Genomic DNA, 21,270 nt, shown 5'->3' with positions numbered 1-21,270 from the left:
GCTTCCGTGGCTTCAAACGGATATGTCCCTACACAATATCATATCGGTTCAGGCCTTTACGCCGCATTCTCCAGCCCTGCCGAATCCTTCCTGCGGAACTGGCTGGGCGGCGCGCCGATCACCCGCTTGAAGGCACGGCTGAAGGAGGCTTCGGAATCATAACCGAGCTTTTCCGCCGCCAGCGTCACGCGCATGCCTTCCCGCAGCCACAGCCGCGCCTGATGCATGCGCACACGCACCACATAACGGGCCGGGCTTTCACCCACCACGCGGGTGAAACGTTCCGCAAAACTCGAACGGGAAGCGCCCATCAGCGCGGCAAGTTCCTCCACGCTCCAGTCCTTTTCGGGGTTGAGGTGGATGGCGGCCAGCACCCGCCCGAGTTCGGGATTGCGCACCGCAGCCAGCCAGCCGCTGGAATCGCCGCAGCCATGTTCCACCCATGTGCGGATCAACGTTGCCGTCAGCACATCGGCAAGCCTTGCCAGAATACCGCCCGCGCCGACGCGGTTCAGTTCCACCTCGCGCGTCATGGCTTCCAGCAGATGCGGAATGGCCGGGTCGCTTTTGGCCAGATCGCTGGTCAGCATCACATCCGGCATGAGTTGCAGGAGAGGGTGCAGATTATCCATGTTGAAACGCATCGAGGCGGTAAAGGCGATGGTATCGCCGCCAGCGCTTGCGCATTGCATGTCGAAAATGCCCTGGCAAACTTCCTTTTTGCCGAACCGGTCGAAGAGGGTGGGCTTAACATCCTCGCCGCTGCCCAGCACATGGGCATGGCCACGGGGCAGAAGCACGGCGTCACCGCATGTCAGCGTCAGCCACTCCCCGGAAGGTTTCAGCAGTTTCGCCTGACCGACGCCGATGAAATGAAACCGCGCCGCTTCCTGTTCGGGAAAAGCCGTCGCCCAGGGCGTGGCCATGCGGCAGCGGCCGTATTCCACGCCATCGAGCCTCAGGCCACGCAACATTTCGGTCAGGGCATCATTCATCGCGCTCTCGCAAATTCGGACGTTTGGTCAAAAAACACGGATTTTCTAGCATGGAAACGCCGAGATGTCACGCTTCCGATCAGCGTGGAGAGCTTCATCACGCGGGATGAGGGGGAAAGTGCCGGCGCGCCGCTGCGGCGGCGAGGATTGACCGCACCCTTGCCTCCCCAACCCGCTGCTGTGATCTTCTGTCCGGCGGGAAGAGAGGAAGCGGCGCCCGCTGGTCCCTGTTACCGTGTCTTCAAACCGACTTGATTGCGTTCTGCGTCCGGTCCTTGCCCACCTCGATCACGTGGCGCATGGCCTTCACCGCCGCATCCGCGTCGCGCGCCGCAATCGCATGCACGATGCGCAGATGGTTGGAGGCGATTTCGGCAATGGTGCCGGGGGAAGCGGCCGGCGACGAGAGCTGGAAGGAAATGGCAAGCGCGGCTTCGATCAGCCCGCTTGCCGAGCGCATGAAGGGGTTGCCGGACATATGCGCTACGGCGAGATGGAATTCGAGATCGACCTTGGCGATGGTTTCCGGCGTATGTTTCGGATTGTCGAATTTGGCGGCGATGACGTAGAGGGAAACGATATCGTCATTGGAGGCCTGCAGGGCGGCCGCTGCCGCTGCCGCCGGTTCCAGCGCCAGGCGGATCTCCGCCAGATGGGTGACGAATTCCTGATCAATGCCGGCCTCGCAGCGCCAGCCGAGCACATCAGGATCGAAGAAGTTCCAGCTCGAACGGTCGAGAACGCGGGTGCCCACCTTGGCCTTGGGTTCCACCAGCCGCTTCGCCGCCAGCGTCTTCATGGTTTCGCGCAGCACGGTGCGCGAAACGCCGAAGCGCATGGAGAGTTCGGCATCATTGGGCAGCAGGGAGCCTTCCGCAATTCTGCCCGAGACGATGGCGCTGCCGAGTTCGGAGACCACATGGGCGTGGCTGTTCCGGCGTTTTCGCCCGCTTATCGTCGTTTCGAGCAGCCCCAAGCAAGCCTCCCTTGGTGGTTATGCCGGGTGTGGCCCGGCCAGTCTCCTGTTTGAATACCAGATGATTGCGCGCTGCAACACGATGAAGACGAAAAGCAGCACACCGATGACGATTTTCGTCCACCAGGAGGAAAGCGTCCCGTCAAAAACGATGTAGGTCTGGATCAGCCCCTGGATCAGCAGGCCGATGAAGGTGCCCGCCACCAGCCCCGTGCCGCCGGTTAAAAGCGTACCGCCGATGACGACGGCGGCGATGGCGTCGAGTTCCACGCCCACCGTCGCCAGCGAATAACCTGACGAGGTGTAGAGCGTATAGACGATGCCGGCGAGGCCCGACAGGAAACCGGAAAGCGCATAGATGCCGATGGTCGTGGCCCCGATCGGCACACCCATCAGTTCCGCCGATTGCGGGTTGCCGCCCAGCGCATAGACATTGGCGCCGAAGCGCGTGCGGCTGGCGATCAGCATGCCGGCGGCAAAGACAAGAAGCATCAGCATGGCGAGCGCCGTCAGCCTGCCGCCGCCCGGGAAGCGGTAATAAAAGCCCTGTATCGCATCGATGAACGGATGCGAGATCGGCACTGACTGGGTGGAGATAAGGTAAGCCGCGCCGCGCGCCAGAAACATGCCGGCCAGCGTCACCACGAAAGGCGGGATGGCGAGGAAGCGGATCATCGCGCCCATCAGGCACCCGAACAGTGTCGAGATTGCCAGCACGATGGCGAAGGCCAGCAGTGGATGGACGTTATAGGTGCCGACCATCACCGCCACGAAGACGCTGGTGAAGGCGATGACCGAACCGATGGAGAGATCGATGCCGCCCGACAGGATGACGAAGGTCATTCCGACAGCCGCAATGCCGAGAAAGGCATTGTCGGTCAGAAGATTGCCGATCACCCGTGTGGAAAAGATAGCCGGATATTGCAGCACGCAGAGGAGGTAAGCGATTACGAAGATCGTCAGCGTGGTGAGGAAGGGCAGGTTGCGGCTGTGGATCATCGCGCGGTTCCTTCCTTGGTCATGCCATTGGTGGCCGCCGGTTTGACGTGCGGCTTCGGCGCTTTCACGAAACCGAGGACGGCCATGATCGCCGGCGATTGCAGCGTCAGCACCACCATGATGATGCCGGCCTTGATGATGAGGTTGAATTCCGGCGGGAAGCCCGAGACGAGAATGCCGGTATTGATGGTCTGGATGATCAGCGCGCCGATCAGCGAGGCGGTGATGGAAAAGCGCCCGCCATTCAGCGATGTACCGCCGATGACCACCGCAAGGATCGCGTCCAGTTCCAGCCACAGACCGGCATTATTGGCATCCGCGCCACGAATATCGGCGGTGACGATCATGCCGGCGATGGCCGCGCAGAGGCCGGAAACGGCATAGACGAAAAACAAGAGGAAGCGCGCCCTGACCCCGGCAAGCGCTGCCGCACGGCGGTTGATGCCGGTCGCCTCGATCAGGAAACCGAGCGCGCTCTTGCGCACCAGAAGGCCGATCAACAGTGCCGCCGCAACCCAGATGATGACCGGCAGCGGAATGCCTGCGAACGAGCCGGAACCGATGGCTGAAAAGCTGTCATTGTTGAAGGTGAGGATGACGCCTTCGGTAATAAGCTGGGCGATGCCGCGACCCGCCACCATCAGGATCAGCGTGGCGATGATCGGCTGTATGTCGAGAAGGGCGACCAGCACGCCGTTCCACAACCCGCAGGCAATGCCCACCGCAAGCGAGATGACGATGACCGAGGGAATGGAATGGCCATTACTGATGAGCGTGGCCGCGACCGCGCCGCAGATGGCGATGACGGCGCCAATGGAAAGGTCGATGCCCTTGGTGGCGATGACCAGCGTCATGCCGATGGTCAAAAGCGCGACCGGTGCGGCACGCACCAGAATATCCACCAGACTGCCATAGAGCCTGCCGTTCTGGAACGAGACATGCAGGAAACCCGGCGAAAGGATTGTTATCGCTGCCAGAATGATGAAGAGCGCGGCAAGCTGCGGAGCAAGCCTTTTCAGGCGTCGTGTCACTGCTGCCATCATGCCGCCTCCGTTTTTGCCGCGTCGGCAATCGCCCGCATGATGTTGTCGGCGGTCACGTCACCGCCCTTCAACTCGCTGACATGACGGCGGTCGGAAAGCACGACGACACGGTGTGCGACGGCGGTGAGTTCTTCCAGTTCCGAAGAGATGACGACGAGCGACATGCCTTCGCTGCAGAGTTTTTCGATCATTTTCAGGATTTCCGCATGCGCGCCGATATCGATGCCGCGTGTCGGCTCGTCGAGGATCAGCAGCCGGGGGTGGGTGGCGAGCCAGCGCGCCAGAATGGCCTTCTGCTGGTTGCCGCCGGACAGGAATTTGATCGGCCGGTTGGGGTCGGCCGGGCGGATATCGAGCGACTTGATGAAGCTTTCGGCCAGTTCCGCTTTCTGCCGACGCGACAGCGGCCGCGCCCAGCCCTGCCGGGCCTGAAGCGCCAGCGCGATATTATCGGTGACGGAGAAGTCGCCGATGATGCCATCGGTCTTGCGCTCTTCCGGACAGAAACCGAAACCGGCGGTAATGGCGGCTTCCGGCGAAGAAATCGCCACCGTCTGGCCGTCTATGACAGCCTTTCCGGTATCCGGCCGGTCGATGCCGAACAGCAGGAAGGCTGTTTCCGTCCGGCCCGAACCGAGCAGCCCGGCGACACCGACGATTTCGCCGGGGCGGATGCCGAGATCGAAGGGGGCGATGCTGCCGCGTTTGCCATAACCTTCGAAACGGATCGGCGGCTCGCCCTCGGCAACCGTATCTTCGGTCGCCTGATGTTCATGGGTGATGTGCTGAAGCTCGCGGCCGAGCATCATCGAGATCAGTTCGGAACGGGGCAGGCTGCCGATATCGCGGGTGCCGACGAGGCGACCGTTGCGCAGCACCGTCACCCGGTCGGCGATATCATAGACCTGATTGAGGAAGTGGGTGATGATGACGATGCCGATGCCGCGTGCGCGCAGGTTTCTCAAGACGCCGAACAGCATCTCGACCTCATGGGCGTCGAGGCTGGCGGTCGGCTCGTCCAGCACCAGCACCTTGCCGGAAAGATCGACGGCGCGGGCAATGGCGATGATCTGGCGTATGGCCACGGAATAGCTGGAAAGCAGCGCATTGACGTCGATGGACAGCCCGTATTGGGCAAGCAGCGCCTGCGAATTCTTCTGCATCGTGCTGCGGTCGATCAGCCCGAAGCAACGCGGCTGGCGGCCGAGAAACAGGTTTTCGGCAACCGTCAGGTTTTCGAGAAGGTTCACTTCCTGATAGACCGTGCCGATACCAAGCGCCTGCGCCTCGCCGACATTGGTGGGTGAAATCTCGCTACCCTCTAGAAAGATCGAACCGCTGTCGCGGTGGTAAACCCCGGTCAGGATCTTGATCAGCGTGGATTTGCCCGCGCCGTTTTCGCCCAGCAGCGCGTGGATTTCACCGCGCCGCAGCGAAAAATCGACGCCATCGAGCGCCGTTATCCCGAGAAAGGATTTGCCGATGGCGCGTGCTTCCAGAAGTGGTGCCGTTTCGGACATTGAGCAGTTCCGTATCGAAATGGGTCTCGCATCAGAAGATTCAGATTGATTGCTTATGGAGCGGGCGGTTGCCGCTTGTTTCTTCTCCCCGCCGGGGAGAAGGTGGCCCGAAGGGTCGGATGAGGGGGTAACGTTGCCGAATATCTCTACCCTAGCCCCCTCATCCCGCTGCCGCGACCTTCTCCCCGGCGGGGAGAAGAAGCAGGCGGCACCCGCTCGCTCCATCAGCAATCATTCCGACCGAAAGAAACGGCGCAAACCAATGCGCCGTTCCTCGGAAGAAATGGCTCAGTACCCCAGGCCCTTCTTCGCCTCGTAGACCTTCATCGGATCATCGGATGCCGTATAAAGCTTGGATTCGGTCTGAATCCACTTCGGTGGCTCTTTCTTGTCCTTCAGATAGGCTTCAAGCGCATCGAAGGCCGGGCCTGCCATATCAGGCGTCAGTTCAACGGTGGCGTTGGCTTCACCGGCCGCCATGGCCTTGAAGATGTCAGGCACGGCATCGATGGAAACGACCTTGATATCGGTTCCGGGTTTCAGGCCGGCTTCCTTGATCGCCTGGATCGCGCCGACGGCCATGTCGTCATTATGGGCATAGACCGCACAGATATCCTTGCCGCCGCCCTCGGCCTTGATGAAGCTTTCCATCACTTCCTTGCCCTTGGTGCGGGTGAAGTCACCCGTCTGCGAGCGCGCGATCTTGATGTTCTTGTGCGAGGCAATCGCTTCTTCGAAGCCCTTCTTGCGGTTGATGGCGGGCGAAGAACCGGTCGTGCCCTGCAATTCCACCACCTTGCAATCCTTGGAGCCGACATCCTTGACCAGCCAGTCGCCGGCCACCTTGCCTTCATGAACCTGATCGGAGGTTACGGCGGTCAGGTAAAGATCGTCCGGTGCCTCGATCTGGCGGTCGAGCAGGATGACAGGGATTTTTTCTTCCTTGGCTTCCTTCAGCACCGCGTCCCAGCCGGTGGCGACAACAGGCGCGATCAGGATCGCATCGACACCCTGCGCGATGAAGCCGCGAACGGCCTTGATCTGGTTTTCCTGTTTCTGCTGCGCGTCGGCGAATTTCAGCGTGACGCCGCGCTTCTCCGCCTGCTGCTTGGTGACGGTGGTTTCAGCCGCGCGCCAGCCGGATTCCGAACCGATCTGCGAGAAGCCGACGGTAAGCGATTGTGCGGAAACACTGGATGCAAGGCATGCGGAAACGGCGACAGTGAATGCCGCAAGAGCTTTTCTCATCTTATCCTCCCAGAGATGATGTCAGCGTGACGGCGACACTATGAGCATATAGTAATACTCTTGAAAAGTGGTTTTTTAGCCTTTTCGCAATTTGGCTTTCGCGAGTGACGGCGAAATTTCATCATAAAATACAATTAATCAACAAGTTAAGCGAAAATTAATCTCACTCTCTCCCTGTCTAGGAACGTCGAAAATGACCTGTGACGCGGCTTGACAGACAATGATGGCATCAAATAGTAATACAAATAAAGGGATCAAACTGAGGCGGAGTGCTGGGCCATCGGGCTAGCCGCATTCCGGCAAGGCAGGGAGGAAGAGGCCGTTGCGCGACACCGGTATCGTCGTAAATGCCGAAAAATATTCGGCTAAAGCCGAAGAACAGCGCCAAATCACTCGTCTGGGGCTGCTCTGTCGGTTATGCGTGATCTCCGAAAGCTGATTCCATTTTCCTTGCGCACAACATAAGCTTGTCGCATTTCGTAATATTTTACCGTTGGCCACTTCCGGCTGGAGACCCGCATCATGACTACATCCGACAATCTGCCCGCAACCCAAGGCAAGGGAGGCAAGCTTCGCTCGCGCGCGTGGTTCGACAATCCCGCCAACGCGGATATGACGGCACTTTATCTCGAGCGTTACATGAACTTCGGCCTGAGCCAGGCCGAGCTTCAGTCCGACCGCCCGATCATTGGCATTGCGCAGACCGGCTCGGACCTTTCGCCCTGCAACCGCCACCACCTGGAACTGGCAAACCGCCTGCGCGAAGGTATCCGTGAAGCGGGCGGTATCGCCATCGAATTCCCGGTCCATCCGATCCAGGAAACCGGCAAGCGCCCGACGGCCGGCCTCGACCGTAACCTTGCTTACCTCGGCCTCGTGGAAGTGCTTTATGGCTATCCGCTCGACGGCGTCGTGCTGACCATCGGCTGCGACAAGACCACGCCTGCCTGTCTTATGGCGGCGGCCACCGTCAACATTCCGGCCATCGCCCTTTCCGTCGGCCCCATGCTGAACGGCTGGTTCCGTGGTGAACGCACCGGCTCCGGCACCATCGTCTGGAAGGCGCGCGAACTGCTGGCGAAGGGCGAGATCGACTATCAGGGCTTCGTCAAGCTTGTCGCTTCGTCTGCCCCGTCCACCGGCTATTGCAACACCATGGGCACGGCAACGACGATGAACTCGCTCGCCGAAGCGCTCGGCATGCAGCTTCCCGGCTCCGCCGCCATCCCGGCCCCTTACCGTGATCGTCAGGAAGTCTCCTATCTCACCGGTCTGCGCATCGTCGAGATGGTGAAGGAAGACCTGAAACCATCAGATATCATGACCAAGGATGCCTTCATCAACGCCATCCGCGTCAATTCCGCCATCGGCGGTTCCACCAATGCGCCGATCCACCTCAATGGTCTCGCACGTCATGTCGGCGTCGAGCTGACCGTGGATGACTGGCAGACCTATGGCGAAGACGTGCCGCTGCTCGTCAACCTGCAGCCGGCCGGCGAATATCTCGGCGAGGATTATTACCATGCCGGCGGCGTTCCCGCCGTCGTCAACCAGCTGATGAACCAGGGACTGATCATGGAAGACGCCATGACCGTCAATGGCAAGACCATCGGCGACAACTGCCGTGGCGCGATTATCGAGGACGAAAAGGTCATCCGTCCCTATGAGCAGCCGCTCAAGGAACGCGCCGGCTTCCGCGTGCTGCGCGGCAATCTGTTCTCCTCCGCCATCATGAAGACCAGCGTGATCTCGGAAGAATTCCGCAACCGTTACCTTTCCAACCCGAACGATCCGGAAGCCTTCGAAGGCCGCGCCGTGGTGTTCGACGGTCCGGAAGATTACCATCACCGCATCGACGATCCGTCGCTGAAGATCGACGCCAACACCATCCTGTTCATGCGCGGTGCCGGTCCGATCGGTTATCCGGGTGCGGCGGAAGTGGTGAACATGCGCGCACCGGATTATCTCTTGAAGGAAGGCGTCAATTCGCTGCCCTGCATCGGCGATGGCCGTCAGTCCGGCACGTCGGGCAGCCCCTCCATCCTCAATGCCTCGCCGGAAGCGGCGGCCGGCGGCGGCCTCGCCATCCTGCAGACGGGTGACCGCGTCCGTATCGATGTGGGCCGCGGCAAGGCGGATATCCTGATATCAGGTGAGGAACTGGCCAAGCGTTACGAGGCGCTTTCCGCCGAAGGCGGTTACAAGTTCCCGGACCACCAGACGCCATGGCAGGAAATCCAGCGCGGTATCGTCAGCCAGATGGAAACCGGTGCGGTTCTGGAGCCGGCCGTGAAATATCAGCGCATCGCCCAGACCAAGGGCCTGCCGCGCGACAACCACTGAGGCAAGGCGGTTTTTGCCGACCGCTTTTTAATCAGCCCCGGGCTAAAACCCGGGGCTGAAACATTTTTGGATATTCGATGAAGCGCCGGTCTTCAAAACTGCAGGAATGTTCCTGATGTGTGAGACATACAGTGCCTCGTCGCCCGCCTGCCTACTCCTTCGAGTGAGAGAGCGGCTTTCCCAGATAAGGCAGGAAGAACATGTACAGCCCGCTGCCGATAAGCAAAGTCAGCGGCAGCAGCGGAGCATAAACGATCACCGGTGGTGTCGGGCCGAATGCCATCGAAGCGAAGTTCGCCAGAATGGTGCCGGTCAGCAGAATGCCCAGCCACCGATGGCCCTGTCTTATCCATTTTTGCAAGATCAAAGTCGCCTCCGAGAAAAAGCATCCATGATGGAATGTGACACATGGGTGCCTCAACGGGCCTGAACGAGCTTCCAGCCATTGCCGGAAGGGTCGCGGAAACTCGCATCCACTGATCCATAGCGGGCGATTGGTTCCTGGGTGAATTCGACGCCGCGTTTGTGCATGGTATCAAAGGCTTTCTGGCAATCCTCGACCACCAGAACCAGTGGCGGCATGGCGCCCTTGGCCACGGCTTCATTCAGATCCTGCGCCGTCGTCTCGTCAACGGTCGGCGCCTGCGGCCGGAACAGGCCCAGCTGGAAATCCGGCTGGTCCGGGTGCTGAACGGTCAACCAGCGATAATCGCCGTTGCGCGCGTCCGTATGCAGACGAAATCCGAGTTTTTCGACATAAAATTGCAGCGCTTCATCCTGGTCATGAACATAAAGGCCGACAAGTTGAATACCGTTTTTCATGAGCTATCTCCCTTTCACTCACCGTGCCTATCGCTTTCCGTTCGCCGGCGCTTCTCCGAAACTGCGATTGTGAGATGGGGACGATGCGCGGCGCTGACGAAACAATGGGGAACCTGCTCAAGGTCGGCAGGCAAAAGCCGCGTCCTGCGCCGCAATTCACTCGGGTTTTCCCCGGTCACATCCCGGAAAACACGGCCGAAGGTGCCGATGCTATTCCAGCCGGTTTGCAGCGCGATCTCGATGACCGGAAGGTCCGTGTCACGCAACAGCGCCACGGCGCGCTCCACCCGGCGGGTCAGCAGATAGCGGTGAGGGGGTATGCCGAAAGCATCGCGAAACGATCTCGCGAAGTGCGCCTGCGAGGCGCCGCTGACGCTTGCAAGGCGTGAAACAGGCCACGCCTCATGGGGCGCCGCGTCCATATGATCCTTGGCCCGCAGAAGGCGACGCAGCAGTTTCAAGTCTCTGTTTGCAGAGTTCTTTTCGTTTCCGGACCGGCGCATGCGGCAATCATTGAATGAACCGGCGGTCCTTGGCAAGGCTCATGCCTGTAAGCCGCTATGAGTGGCTCAGATCACCGGGTAAAGCGACCAGAAGAACAGTTCATATTCCTGATCGCGGTCGTCACCCTGCGATTCGTCATCGGGTCTGCGCGGTGTTTTGTCCTGAAATTCGGTCTCCACCCGCTCATTGACGACGGGCATCCTTCGGCCGATGCCAAAGAGGTCAAAGGAGAGCATGTTGAACCCTGCTACCATGGCCATTTCCCTTCTTCACGCGAGTTAACGGTGTGTTAAGTTTCGCGCGTTGCCATGATTTCGTCAAGATTGGCCGAGGAATTTGTCTACCATTTTTAACAACAATGTCGTGACTGACATTTTACCGCTGCCGGATTTGGCGCAATGAATGTTTATCTGCGCCTTCAAACGCCATTCGCAGGGGCGTCAGAATAGGTTTTTTCGGTCGCTTCCAGCGCGGAATCGGTGTCCGAGGCATGGCCGAGGCTTTTCAAGGCGCTGGAGAAGGCCGCGATATTGGCTTTCACCGCCTCTGGATGCGCCCTCCGACCGGTGTGATTGAGCCTTATCAGCCGTTCCGCACCGGGGCCGACACCGGCGGAAATATCCGCGTCATGCTTTTGGGACGCAGCCGCGAGAAACGCCTTGGCTTCCACGGTATCCGGCAGGATCGCCGTGGAAACGAGGGCGGAGGCGTGTGCCTCCTCCACCCAGGTTGGAATACCGAGCGCCCTGATGCCGTTTCGGGTGGCGGCCGCCGCTCTTTCGTGGCGTTCATTGGCGGATGCCAGACCTTCTGCCTCAATCCGTTCGAGGGCCGCTTCCAGCGCGTAGAATTCCAGCGGAGCCGGCGTTCCGGGCAGCGCGCCGCGGCCGGCATCGAGCCAGAGTTTCTTCTGGTCTAGAAGCGAGAGCATGGAATTGTCAGGTGCACCCGCATGCGAAAGAAGCGCCCACGCTTTTTCGCTGACGGAAATGGCGGAAACACCGGCCGGGCCGGCCAACGCCTTTTGCGGGCCGATGACGGCGATATCGATGCCCAGCCGGTCGACTTCGAAGGCATGTCCACCGATGGACGCGACGGCATCGACGAGGGTCACGACGCCCCTTTTTGAAGCGAGCGCGGCTATGGCGGGCAGGGGGTTGAGAATACCGCTTGCCGATTCCGCATGGACGATGGCGAGAAGATCGAAATCCTGCCCCTCGTCCAGCGCCCGCTCCACCGCCTCCAGCGTGACCGGCCTTGCCGGGCTGGCGGCCAGGTTGCGCACCGTGGCGCCACCTCTCGCAAGCCAGCCGCCAAACCATGCGCCATAGGGGCTGGTGACGATGTTGAGCGCCCTCAGACCCGGTCGGGCAAGGCTGGTTGCCGCCGCTTCGAGCGCCAGCACGGCTTCCGCCTGTATGAGCAGGACGTCGTTTTTTGTGCCCATCAAGGCTGCCAGCCGGTCAGCCAGAGTGGCGTAACGCTCCGCGGGAAAAGCGGGTGGGTCGAGCAGCAATGCGTAATCCGGAACGGGCATGTCTTTGTCCTTAGGTGGTAATGGTCAGGCGCGGTGCGGCGTCGATCAGCGTTCTGGCGGTCGAGGATTGCGGCGCCGAGATAATGCCTCCCGTCCTGCCGATTTCAACGATCCGCCCCGTTTCCATGATGGCGACGCGGTGGCAGAGGGCGCGGATGACCGCGAGATCATGGGAGACGAAAATACAGGAAACCGCCGTTTCCCGCTGTATTTCCACCAGCAGTTCGAGGATTTGCCGGCGAACCGAAACATCGAGCGCGGAGACGGCTTCGTCCAGAATGAGAAGTGAGGGCCGGAGCGCAATGGCCCGCGCGATCGCGACACGCTGTCTTTGGCCACCGGAAAGCTCGAAGACAGAGCGGCCGGCATAGCTGACGGGCAGCCCCACGCGGTCGAGAAGGCGGCGTATTTCCGCCGCGCGCTCGCGTCTTTCGACGATATGATGGATGCGCAAGGGCTCACCGATGGCATCTTCGACGCTGGCGCGCGGATTGAATGCGCCATGGGTATCCTGAAACACCATCTGCATATGCCGGCGGGCGGCGCGAAGCCTGCCGCCGTCAAGGGCCAGCCAATCATGGCTTTTGAAATGGATCATGCCTTCGTCGGCCGGGATCAGCCGCATCAGAATGCGCGCGAGCGTCGATTTTCCGCAGCCGGAGGGGCCGGCAAGCCCCAGCGTCTCGCCGGGCTGAAGCGAAAAGGAGATGTCGGAAAGCGCCACTACCGTACGTGCACCGGTGCGATAGGTCTTCGACAGGCCGTCGACGCTCAGAAGGGCTTCGTTCATGATGCGGCCTCACCGATGAGCGGCGGGGTGGAGAGATCGAGATAGTCGGCAAGCAAGGCCCGCGTATAGTCATGGGCAGGTGTGGAAAGCACCCGCCGGATCGGCCCCTGTTCCACCAGCCGCCCGGCGCGCAGAACCACGATCTCGTCGGCAAGGCTGGAGGCAAGGCCGATATCATGGGTGATGAAGACCAGCGTTTTGTTTTCCTGGCGCACCAGATCGTCCAGCAGCGTGGCGATGGCGGCCTGACTGACGGTATCGAGTGCGCTCGTGGCCTCGTCGGCAATCAGGATCGACGGGCCGGCGGCGATGGCGGTTGCAATCGTCACGCGCTGCCTCTGGCCGCCGGAAAGCTGATGCGGATAGGCGGCAAGCAGATGGGAAGGATGCGGCAGTCGCACCCGTTCCAGAAGGTCGCGGGCAAGATTGCGCGCCTGCCGCCATGACAGGCTAAGATGCCGCACGGCGCCTTCCGCCACCTGTTCTCCGATGGTGAGAACCGGGTTGAGTGTCGCACCGGTATCCTGAAAGATCGTGCCGATATCGCGCCCGGGCTGCGGCCTGCCGTGAAACAGGCCGCTATCGCGGCTCCAGGAAATATCGCCGGAAATTCGCGCATTTTCGGGCAGAAGCCCGGCAATGGCTTTGCCGAGCGTGGATTTTCCCGAACCGCTTTCGCCGATGATCGCCAGCCTCTGCCCTTGCCGGATCGTCAGCGAAACATTCTGCAATGCCGGCGCATCGCCGGCCGCATAAGAAACGCTGAAGTCATCGATCCGGCACAGCGCATTCCCGCTCATGGCACTTGCCTCCTCGTCGCCATCGCCCTGTTGATGCCTTCGCCGAGAAGATAAACGCCGAGAACCGTGACCAGAAGGCCGATGCCGGGGATGACGGACAGGAACGCGGCCGAGCGCAGGACGTTGCGTCCTTCGGCGATCATCGAGCCCCAGGTGACGATATTCGGATCGCCGAGCCCGAGGAAGGACAGGGCCGCCTCGGTGAGGATGGCGGCGGCGACGATGATGGCGGCGAGCGCCAGAACCGGCGGCAGGGCATTGGGCAATATTTGCCGGAAAGCGATCTCCAGCGGGTGCATGCCGATGGCGCGGGCGGATTGCACATAGTCGCGCTCGCGTATGCTCAACACCTGCGCCCGCATCAGCCGCGCCGGATCCGCCCAGGCGCCAAGTGCAATGGCGACAATGACTGTCGGCATGGAGGGGCCGATGGTGCTGACGAAGGCGAGCGCGAGCAGGAAATTCGGCACGATCTGGAAGGCGTCGGTGACGCGCATCAACGCTTCGTCCACCAGACCGCCGGCAAAACCGGCGATCGTGCCGATAACGGTGCCGACAACCAGCGCGGCGGCGGCAGCACCCATGCCGACGAGCAGGGAGGCCTGCGCGCCGTGGGCAAGCTCGGCCAGCACATTGCGGCCCAGCCGGTCGGTGCCGAGCGGCAGGGCGGCATCCGTAAAGGGTGCGATCAGCGGTTCGCCGACGATGGCCAGCGGATCGCCCGGAAAGAGGAGGGGTGCGGCGAGCGCCGTCATGGCAAGCAGTACCAGAATGATGGCGCCCGTGGCGCCTTCGAAACTGCGCAGCAGCCGGAGAGCGAAACTCATGCCTGTCGCTCCCCGCTGCCGATGCGTGGATCGAGAACGGCATAGAGAAGATCGACGGCGAGATTGACGAGGATGACGAAAACGGCGCTTGTCAGAATAATGCCCATCAAAAGCGGCGTGTCGCGGCCGCTGACCGCCTCCTGCGCCAGCCGGCCGAAACCGGGAATGGCGAAGACGCTTTCGATCACCACGCTGCCGCCGAGCATGGTCGCGGCCTGCAGGCCAAGCACGGTGACGAGCGGAAGAGCGGCATTGCGCGCGACATGGCGCAGCACGATTCGTCTCCTGGAGAGCCCCTTGGATCGAGCAAAAAGCACGAAATCCAGCGGCCAGACCGCAGCCATGGCGGTGCGCATGACGCGCAGGAACAGCGCGAGATAAATGAGACCGAGACTGGCGACCGGCAACACGAGATGGCGGGCAATATCGAGCGCCCTTGCAAATCCCTGCTTGCCGGAGGCGATGGTTTCGATGCCTGAGGTGGGCAGCCATTTGAGTTGAACGGCGAAAACGATGGCCAGCACGAGGCCGAGCCAGAAGCCGGGCGTGGCGTAAAGCGCCAGCGAAAGCGTTGAAAGCACGCGATCCGTCAACCCGCCGGGGCGCGCACCGGCCACGATGCCAAGCCCGGTGCCGAGGATGAAGGCGAGTGCGGTGGCGCTGCCCATCAGGAGAAGCGTGTTCGGCAGCCGCTCGAGTATCAGCCCCAGCACCGGCCGATCGAAGGCAAGCGACCAGCCGAGATCGAGCCGCAGCACCGAGCTGGCATAGAGCCAGAAACGGGCCAGCATCGAACCGTTCAGGCCATATTGCTCACGCAATACATCCCTGAGCCCGGCATCGCCGCCGCCGATGGAGACGAGATAGGCGTCCACCGCGTCTCCGGATGCATTTTCAAGCAGCACGAAGGTGAAAATGAGAACAATCAGCAGGACCGGAATGGCGCTGACTGCCCTTCGCTTCAGCAATATCGCTGCACGTTTCACGGCGCGTCCTCAGCTGTCGACCGCCGTATCCGCCCAGTTGGAAACGGCCCAGCGGGGGTTGCTGGCGACATGTTTGACCGTATCGCGCGCCACTGTGATGAAGCCCCATTCGGCGACGTTGATCAGCGGCAGATCGGCCGCGACCTGCTTCTGGAAGTCCTTGTAAAGCGCCGTGCGCGCGGTGGTATCGACCGTTACCGCCGCCTTGTCGATCAATTCGTCCAGCGTCTTGTTCTCGTAACCGCCCTGGTTGGAAAAGCCGACGCCCGCCGGAATGCCGGAGCGCACGAGAATGGTGGTGGAGATTGCCGGGTCGCCGCGGAAGACCGGCGGGGCGATGGCGAGATCGAAGGCGTGATTGGTGTAGACGGCTTTCTGGTGAGCGGCTGAATCATTGTTGACCAGTTCGGCATCGATGCCGATTTCCTGCAGCGCCTGACGAAGATAGGAGCCGAACTGCCTGGTTTCATTGAAGTAAGGCGCCGGAAGAAGTTTCAGCGAAAACCGTGTTCCGTTCGCGCCGCGTGCATAACCCGCCTCGTCCAGCAGGGCATTGGCCTTGGCCACATCGAAATCGTAGGTCTCGACATCGTCGGTGTAGAATTCAGGGGCGTTCTTCGGCACCGGCCCGGTGGATGCCGTGGCATAACCGAGGAAGACCTTGTCGACGACGAATTTTTTGTCGATGGCGTGAGCGATGGCCTTTCTGACCTTGAGATCGGCCAGTTCCTTGCGGCGGTGGTTGATTTCGACCACCAGCTGATAGGTCAGCGCCTCGTAACCATCGGCGATGACCTTGATGCCCGCTACTTTCGAGATGCGGTCGAGATCGGCCAAGGGCACGGCGGAAAAGGCGGCAAGCTGGATTTCCTCGGCTTCGAGCGCGGAAGCCGCGCCCGCCCGGTCCGGCAGGACACGGTAGATGATCTCTTCGAGCTGCGGTTCACCCTTGCCCCAATAATTGGGATTGCGGGTCAGGCGGTAATATTCGCCGGGCTTGTATTCCGCAAAAACGAAAGGCCCGGTGCCGACCGGTTTGGTATTGGCCGGATTGGTGGCGATATCGGTGCCCTCATAAAGATGTTTCGGCACGACGCTGGTAACGACCGGCAGCGCATTGCGGATGAGCTGGAACGGCGTGGGCTTGGAGAAGCGGAAAATCGCCGTGTGTTCATCCGGCGTGTCCACCTTCTCGAGATTGGCGAAGACCAAGCGCCCGAGATTCTGTAACGGTTTCCAGACGGAGAGCGCCGAAAAGGCCACATCCGCGGAGGTGAACGGCTTGCCGTCATGCCAGGTTACGCCCTCGCGCAGCTTGAAGGTGGCGCTGAGCCCGTCATCCGATCCCTGCCATTCGGTCGCAAGCCGTGGCGTGAGCCCGTCCTTGCCATCAAAGGAGGCTTCGGCCAGCGGCTCGATGATCTTGCTGGCAATATAAAACACGCCGTTTGAGGCGACGATCGCCGGGTTGAGGTTCTTCGGCTCCGAATCGGCCGCGACGATCAGCCTTCCCCCGGGCGCTGCCTGCTGCGCGGCGGCGATGCCTGCCAACCCCGTGGTTGCGGCAAGAAGGAGCGAGGTCTTGAGAAGCGAGCGGCGGGACAGGTGGGCAGGCGACATGGTTCACTCCGGAAATGAGGGCTGGGCGGGCCTTTCCGCTTGGTCCGCGGCGGCCGATCTTAAGACTGCAACCTCGGCAGTGTCCACGTTAATTCGCGGGCTTTACAGCAATGATTTTACGTTGCGCGGGTCTTTGCGGAAACAATATGCTTTCCGGCAGTAATGCGCTTTTCTCCTGTTGCCTTCGTGCCGGCGGCGATGTTCCGGAAATTTGATTTAACGCAATAAAATGAGGTGGTTGAAATGCTGCGACCTGGGCCGTGTCTGCGCTGTTGCGCCTGTGGGCGAAGTGAAAATCTGCCGCGGCGACCCCGTTTGGAAAGGGGTAATTAACCTTTATTTTTTATTTCAAGGAGACCGAAATATGTACGTTTATGATGAGTGTGCACGCTGCCATGAGCTTCTCCCGATCCAGATTCCAGAATTCGTCCAATAGCGTAGGGGAGGGGAGCGAGAAGGCTCGTCATGCCGGCGGCCAGGTGGTTGCCGGTCAGCAGACGGCGGCGATGAAGGCTGGGACACCCCGGCCGAATGCCGATGTCAGCGCAGCGGACGCCATCGAAGGCCGCGCCGAGATGCCCGGCTGGCAGAATGCTTTTGTGCTCGGCCCGAATGTGCGCTTCACCCGCACGCCGGAAAGCGCCTTTACCCGGCGCATGCCGGTCGAGACCCCCAATATTCCGGAAGAGGACGTGCCGGCCGCCGCTGCGCCTGAAACGGTGGAGCAGGAAGCGGTGGCGGAGCCACAGGCTGTGCAGCAGGAGGTTGCTCCCGTCTCCCAACCGGTCGTGAAGCAGGCGGAGGAGCGCATGCCGCCGCCGCGCATGCCCTTCCTGCCGCAGCCGCCGGATGCCCGGGGCGCAAGGGCGCTGACCTATAAGTTGCGGCTGGAGCTTGCCCGCAAACAGGCGGAAGAGGCGGCCGCCGCCGCGCAGATGCCCGTTCAGGCGGATATTTCCGCAGCCGTTGAAGCGCCTGCGCGGCAGATATTCTCGCCGGTTCAGCCACAATCCAACGAGCCCGTTATGGCTGCAGTTCAGGACACCGCGCCGCAGGCCGTCATTCCGGCTTTCGCCGCCCATCTGCCGGATGAGCTTTTCTGGGAAGTGATGACGCTCGATCTGCCGGGCGGTGCCGGCGAGGGCGTTTCCGTGTCCACGCGCGCCGTTCTTGCAAATTCGGTCGTCACGGTGCCAGCGATCGCCGCGCCGGTCGCCGTCGCGTCGCCGGCTGCTGCTGCGATCGTGCTTTCGTCCGAGCCTCCGGTCGTCAGCGTGCCCGGCGGTTCCGCAATCCGGCTTTATCGTGAGATCGGCGTGCGTCAATCCGTCGTTCCCGCCGCCATTCCGGTTGCCGGACAGGAGATCGCGCCGCCGCCCGTTGCGGAAGCGCCCATGGTTGTCGAGACACCGAGACCCGTGGAGCAGGTTCAGCCGGTGGAGAGAGTTGCGGCCGAGCCGCGCTTCACGCCGCGCGCGCCCATCCAGGCCTCGCAGCCGATGTTCCGCGAAGCTCCGGTCTTTGCCGAAGGCGAATATGAATACCCCTCCATCGATCTTCTGCAGGAGGCCCGTGTCCAGCAGACCACGACCATGACCCCGGAAGCGCTGGAACAGAGCGCCGGGCTTCTCGAAAGCGTGCTGGAAGACTTCGGCATCAAGGGGGAGATCATCGATGTCCGTCCCGGCCCGGTCGTCACGCTTTACGAGTTCGAACCCGCCCCCGGCGTCAAGTCCTCGCGCGTCATCGGTCTCTCGGACGATATCGCCCGCTCCATGTCGGCGCTCTCGGCGCGCGTCGCCGTGGTGCCCGGCCGCAATGTCATCGGCATCGAATTGCCGAACCCGGTGCGTGAGACGGTTTACCTCCGCGAACTGATCGAAGCGACGGATTATGCCGAGACCCGCCAGAAGCTTGCGCTCTGCCTCGGCAAGACCATCGGCGGCGAACCGGTCATCGCCGAACTCGCGAAGATGCCGCACCTTCTGGTCGCCGGCACCACCGGTTCGGGCAAGTCGGTCGCCATCAACACCATGATCCTGTCGCTGCTCTATCGTCTGAAGCCGGAAGAGTGCCGCCTGATCATGGTCGATCCCAAGATGCTCGAACTTTCCGTTTATGACGGCATTCCGCATCTTTTGACGCCTGTGGTCACCGATCCGAAAAAGGCGGTCATGGCGCTGAAATGGGCCGTGCGTGAAATGGAAGACCGTTATCGCAAGATGTCGCGCCTCGGTGTGCGTAATATCGACGGTTATAATGCAAGGGCCGCTGCCGCCCGCGCCAAGGGCGAGACGGTGTTCTGCAACGTGCAGACCGGCTTTGACCGCGCCACCGGCGAAGCGGTCTACGAGCAGGAGGAAATGGACCTCACGGCCATGCCCTATATCGTCGTCATCGTCGACGAGATGGCCGACCTGATGATGGTCGCAGGCAAGGAAATCGAAGGCGCGATCCAGCGTCTGGCGCAGATGGCGCGTGCCGCCGGCATCCATCTCATCATGGCAACACAGCGCCCGTCGGTCGATGTCATCACCGGCACGATCAAGGCGAATTTCCCGACCCGTATCTCGTTCCAGGTAACGTCGAAGATCGACAGCCGCACCATCCTTGGCGAACAGGGCGCGGAGCATCTGCTCGGCCAGGGCGATATGCTGCACATGATGGGTGGCGGCCGCATCGCCCGCGTCCACGGTCCCTTCGTTTCGGACGAGGAAGTGGAGAAGGTGGTGGCGCATCTGAAGACGCAGGGACGCCCGGAATATCTCGGCACCGTCACGGAAGACGCCGACGAGACCGAGGAAGAGGTGGAAGAGGAAGCCGCTGTTTTCGACAAGACCGCCATGGGCGAGGACGATAGCGACGATCTCTATGAAAAGGCAGTCAAGGTGGTGATGCGCGACAAGAAGTGCTCCACATCCTATATCCAGCGCCGCCTGTCCGTCGGTTATAACCGTGCCGCTTCACTCGTCGAGCGTATGGAGCAGGAAGGCATTGTCGGGCCTGCCAACCATGTCGGCAAACGGGCGATCATCGCCGGCGAACGCTCTTCTTACGATGCCATGGGGGCGGAAGACTGATTGAGCCTTCAGGGGCGTGCGATATTCGATTGCAAAAACGCGTCCCGCGAATAGCTTGTGCGGCATGGATTCTGGAATTGGGAGGATTCCCTCATGGCGCACAGCAATGAAAAAGCCAACGTTCTGGCGAAGCTGGATGAGCTGGAGCGGTTTTGCCGCGCCGTTTTCCTGGCCGCCGGCACCGATGATGAAACCGCCGACGCGGCGACTCGCGCCATGATGCATGGCACGAGGCTCGGTGTGGACAGCCACGGCGTGCGCCTGCTTGCCCATTATATTACCGCACTCGAAGGCGGGCGTCTCAATGGGCGCCCGCAAATCAGCCGCGTTTCCGGCTTCGGCGCGGTGGAGACGATCGACGCCGATCACGCCCATGGCGCCCGCGCCACCTATGCGGCGATGGAAAGCGCCATGGCGCTTGCTGAAAAATTCGGCATAGGCGCGGTGGCGATCCGGAATTCCTCGCATTTCGGCCCGGCCGGTGCCTATGCGCTGGAAGCGGCGCGGCAGGGTTATATCGGCCTCACCTTCTGCAATTCCGACAGTTTCGTGCGCCTGCATGATGGCGCCATGCGCTTCCACGGCACCAACCCCATTGCCGTTGGCGTGCCGGCAGCGGATGACATGCCCTGGCTGCTGGACATGGCCACCAGCGCGGTGCCCTATAACCGCGTTCTGCTTTATCGCAGCCTCGGGCAACAATTGCCGCAAGGTGTCGCCTCGGATGGTGAAGGGATCGATACGCGCGATCCCCATGCCGTTGAAATGCTTGCCCCGGTTGGCGGCGAGTTCGGGTTCAAGGGGGCGGCACTTGCCGGAATGGTGGAGATTTTCAGCGCTGTTCTCACGGGCATGAAGCTCAGCTTCGATATCGCTCCGATGGGTGGGCCGGATTTTTCCACGCCGCGCGGGCTCGGGGCCTTCGTTCTGGCGCTGAAGCCGGAGGCCTTCCTGGAGCGCGAGGCGTTCGACGAGGGCATGAAACGTTATCTCGAGGTCCTGCGTGGATCGCCCGCGCGGGAAGACTGCAAGGTCATGGCGCCGGGTGACCGGGAGTGGGCGGTGGCGGCAAGGCGGGAGAGGGAAGGGGCTCCTGTTGATCCCGTCACGCGAGAGGCTTTTTCGGAGCTTGCTGCAAAATTTTCGGTCAATCCGCCCGCCTATCATTAAAGCGGCCTGT

At 61.4% G+C, this 21,270-nt stretch carries 19 protein-coding genes; 3 read left to right on the top strand and 16 right to left on the bottom strand.

Translation table 11 applies throughout. The features are described 5' to 3' along the window. Window positions 1-56 precede the first annotated feature (56 nt). The 6 genes from AC5YUO_RS15740 to ytfQ form a co-directional block, all read right to left on the bottom strand. On the bottom strand, window positions 57-995 hold the full coding sequence (locus AC5YUO_RS15740) for an AraC family transcriptional regulator (protein WP_496155880.1): 939 nt from the start codon (window positions 993-995) through the stop codon (window positions 57-59). Window positions 996-1,236: 241 nt separating this feature from the next. Further along, window positions 1,237-1,971: a FadR/GntR family transcriptional regulator gene (locus AC5YUO_RS15735; protein WP_400812655.1), complete on the bottom strand. Its 735-nt coding sequence runs from the start codon at window positions 1,969-1,971 to the stop codon at window positions 1,237-1,239. Between the two features lie 18 nt (window positions 1,972-1,989). Beyond that, a complete protein-coding gene (gene yjfF / locus AC5YUO_RS15730) occupies window positions 1,990-2,970 on the bottom strand; it encodes a galactofuranose ABC transporter, permease protein YjfF (RefSeq protein WP_496155879.1) in 981 nt (326 codons plus the stop codon). Beyond that, on the bottom strand, window positions 2,967-4,010 hold the full coding sequence (locus tag AC5YUO_RS15725; protein ID WP_225246596.1) for an ABC transporter permease: 1,044 nt from the start codon (window positions 4,008-4,010) through the stop codon (window positions 2,967-2,969). The genes yjfF and AC5YUO_RS15725 overlap by 4 nt, the downstream gene beginning before the upstream one ends. Then, window positions 4,010-5,533, bottom strand: coding sequence for a sugar ABC transporter ATP-binding protein (locus AC5YUO_RS15720; protein ID WP_496155878.1), 1,524 nt, complete (start codon window positions 5,531-5,533; stop codon window positions 4,010-4,012). The genes AC5YUO_RS15725 and AC5YUO_RS15720 overlap by 1 nt, the downstream gene beginning before the upstream one ends. A gap of 288 nt (window positions 5,534-5,821) precedes the next feature. After that, window positions 5,822-6,781 (bottom strand): galactofuranose ABC transporter, galactofuranose-binding protein YtfQ, encoded by a 960-nt coding sequence (ytfQ, locus tag AC5YUO_RS15715; RefSeq protein WP_496155877.1) that lies wholly within the window; start codon window positions 6,779-6,781, stop codon window positions 5,822-5,824. Between the two features lie 522 nt (window positions 6,782-7,303). Here ytfQ and AC5YUO_RS15710 point away from each other — a divergent pair. Further along, window positions 7,304-9,124, top strand: a complete 1,821-nt coding sequence (locus AC5YUO_RS15710; RefSeq protein WP_137004630.1) for an IlvD/Edd family dehydratase — start codon at window positions 7,304-7,306, stop codon at window positions 9,122-9,124. Window positions 9,125-9,275: 151 nt separating this feature from the next. Here AC5YUO_RS15710 and AC5YUO_RS15705 read toward each other — a convergent pair whose 3' ends face one another. The 10 genes from AC5YUO_RS15705 to AC5YUO_RS15660 form a co-directional block, all read right to left on the bottom strand. Next, on the bottom strand, window positions 9,276-9,485 hold the full coding sequence (locus AC5YUO_RS15705) for a hypothetical protein (protein ID WP_496156563.1): 210 nt from the start codon (window positions 9,483-9,485) through the stop codon (window positions 9,276-9,278). Window positions 9,486-9,541: 56 nt separating this feature from the next. After that, window positions 9,542-9,946 carry a VOC family protein gene (locus tag AC5YUO_RS15700; RefSeq protein WP_496155876.1) on the bottom strand — a complete coding sequence of 135 codons (405 nt, stop codon included), beginning with the start codon at window positions 9,944-9,946 and terminating at the stop codon, window positions 9,542-9,544. Between the two features lie 14 nt (window positions 9,947-9,960). Next, window positions 9,961-10,449 carry a helix-turn-helix domain-containing protein gene (locus AC5YUO_RS15695; RefSeq protein ID WP_400812649.1) on the bottom strand — a complete coding sequence of 163 codons (489 nt, stop codon included), beginning with the start codon at window positions 10,447-10,449 and terminating at the stop codon, window positions 9,961-9,963. A 66-nt stretch (window positions 10,450-10,515) separates the two neighbouring features. Continuing rightward, a complete protein-coding gene (locus AC5YUO_RS15690) occupies window positions 10,516-10,710 on the bottom strand; it encodes a hypothetical protein (protein ID WP_400812648.1) in 195 nt (64 codons plus the stop codon). A 158-nt stretch (window positions 10,711-10,868) separates the two neighbouring features. Further along, complete coding sequence (locus AC5YUO_RS15685) at window positions 10,869-11,987, bottom strand: pyridoxal-phosphate-dependent aminotransferase family protein (protein ID WP_496155875.1); 1,119 nt, start codon at window positions 11,985-11,987, stop codon at window positions 10,869-10,871. A 10-nt stretch (window positions 11,988-11,997) separates the two neighbouring features. Further along, complete coding sequence (locus tag AC5YUO_RS15680) at window positions 11,998-12,777, bottom strand: ABC transporter ATP-binding protein (protein ID WP_496155874.1); 780 nt, start codon at window positions 12,775-12,777, stop codon at window positions 11,998-12,000. After that, the gene (locus AC5YUO_RS15675; RefSeq protein WP_496155873.1) at window positions 12,774-13,577 is read right to left on the bottom strand and encodes an ABC transporter ATP-binding protein; all 804 of its coding nucleotides are present in this window, start codon (window positions 13,575-13,577) and stop codon (window positions 12,774-12,776) included. Before AC5YUO_RS15675 ends, AC5YUO_RS15680 begins: the two co-directional genes overlap by 4 nt. Continuing rightward, a complete protein-coding gene (locus tag AC5YUO_RS15670; protein ID WP_496155872.1) occupies window positions 13,574-14,404 on the bottom strand; it encodes an ABC transporter permease in 831 nt (276 codons plus the stop codon). The genes AC5YUO_RS15675 and AC5YUO_RS15670 overlap by 4 nt, the downstream gene beginning before the upstream one ends. Then, complete coding sequence (locus AC5YUO_RS15665) at window positions 14,401-15,390, bottom strand: ABC transporter permease (protein ID WP_496155871.1); 990 nt, start codon at window positions 15,388-15,390, stop codon at window positions 14,401-14,403. Before AC5YUO_RS15665 ends, AC5YUO_RS15670 begins: the two co-directional genes overlap by 4 nt. 9 nt (window positions 15,391-15,399) lie before the next feature. Further along, entirely contained in the window at window positions 15,400-17,010 is a 1,611-nt protein-coding gene (locus tag AC5YUO_RS15660) for an ABC transporter substrate-binding protein (RefSeq protein WP_496155870.1), read from the bottom strand. 374 nt (window positions 17,011-17,384) lie between these two features. On the opposite strand from AC5YUO_RS15660, the gene AC5YUO_RS15655 reads away from it, so the two are divergent. Further along, window positions 17,385-20,090 carry a DNA translocase FtsK gene (locus AC5YUO_RS15655; protein ID WP_496155869.1) on the top strand — a complete coding sequence of 902 codons (2,706 nt, stop codon included), beginning with the start codon at window positions 17,385-17,387 and terminating at the stop codon, window positions 20,088-20,090. A gap of 93 nt (window positions 20,091-20,183) precedes the next feature. After that, a complete protein-coding gene (locus AC5YUO_RS15650; RefSeq protein ID WP_496155868.1) occupies window positions 20,184-21,260 on the top strand; it encodes an Ldh family oxidoreductase in 1,077 nt (358 codons plus the stop codon). Window positions 21,261-21,270 lie beyond the last annotated feature (10 nt).

This window comes from Agrobacterium sp. LEGMi-208b (assembly GCF_059511785.1).
Note: the sequence above shows the minus strand (reverse complement) of the source record. Positions and strands in the feature narration are given on the sequence as shown.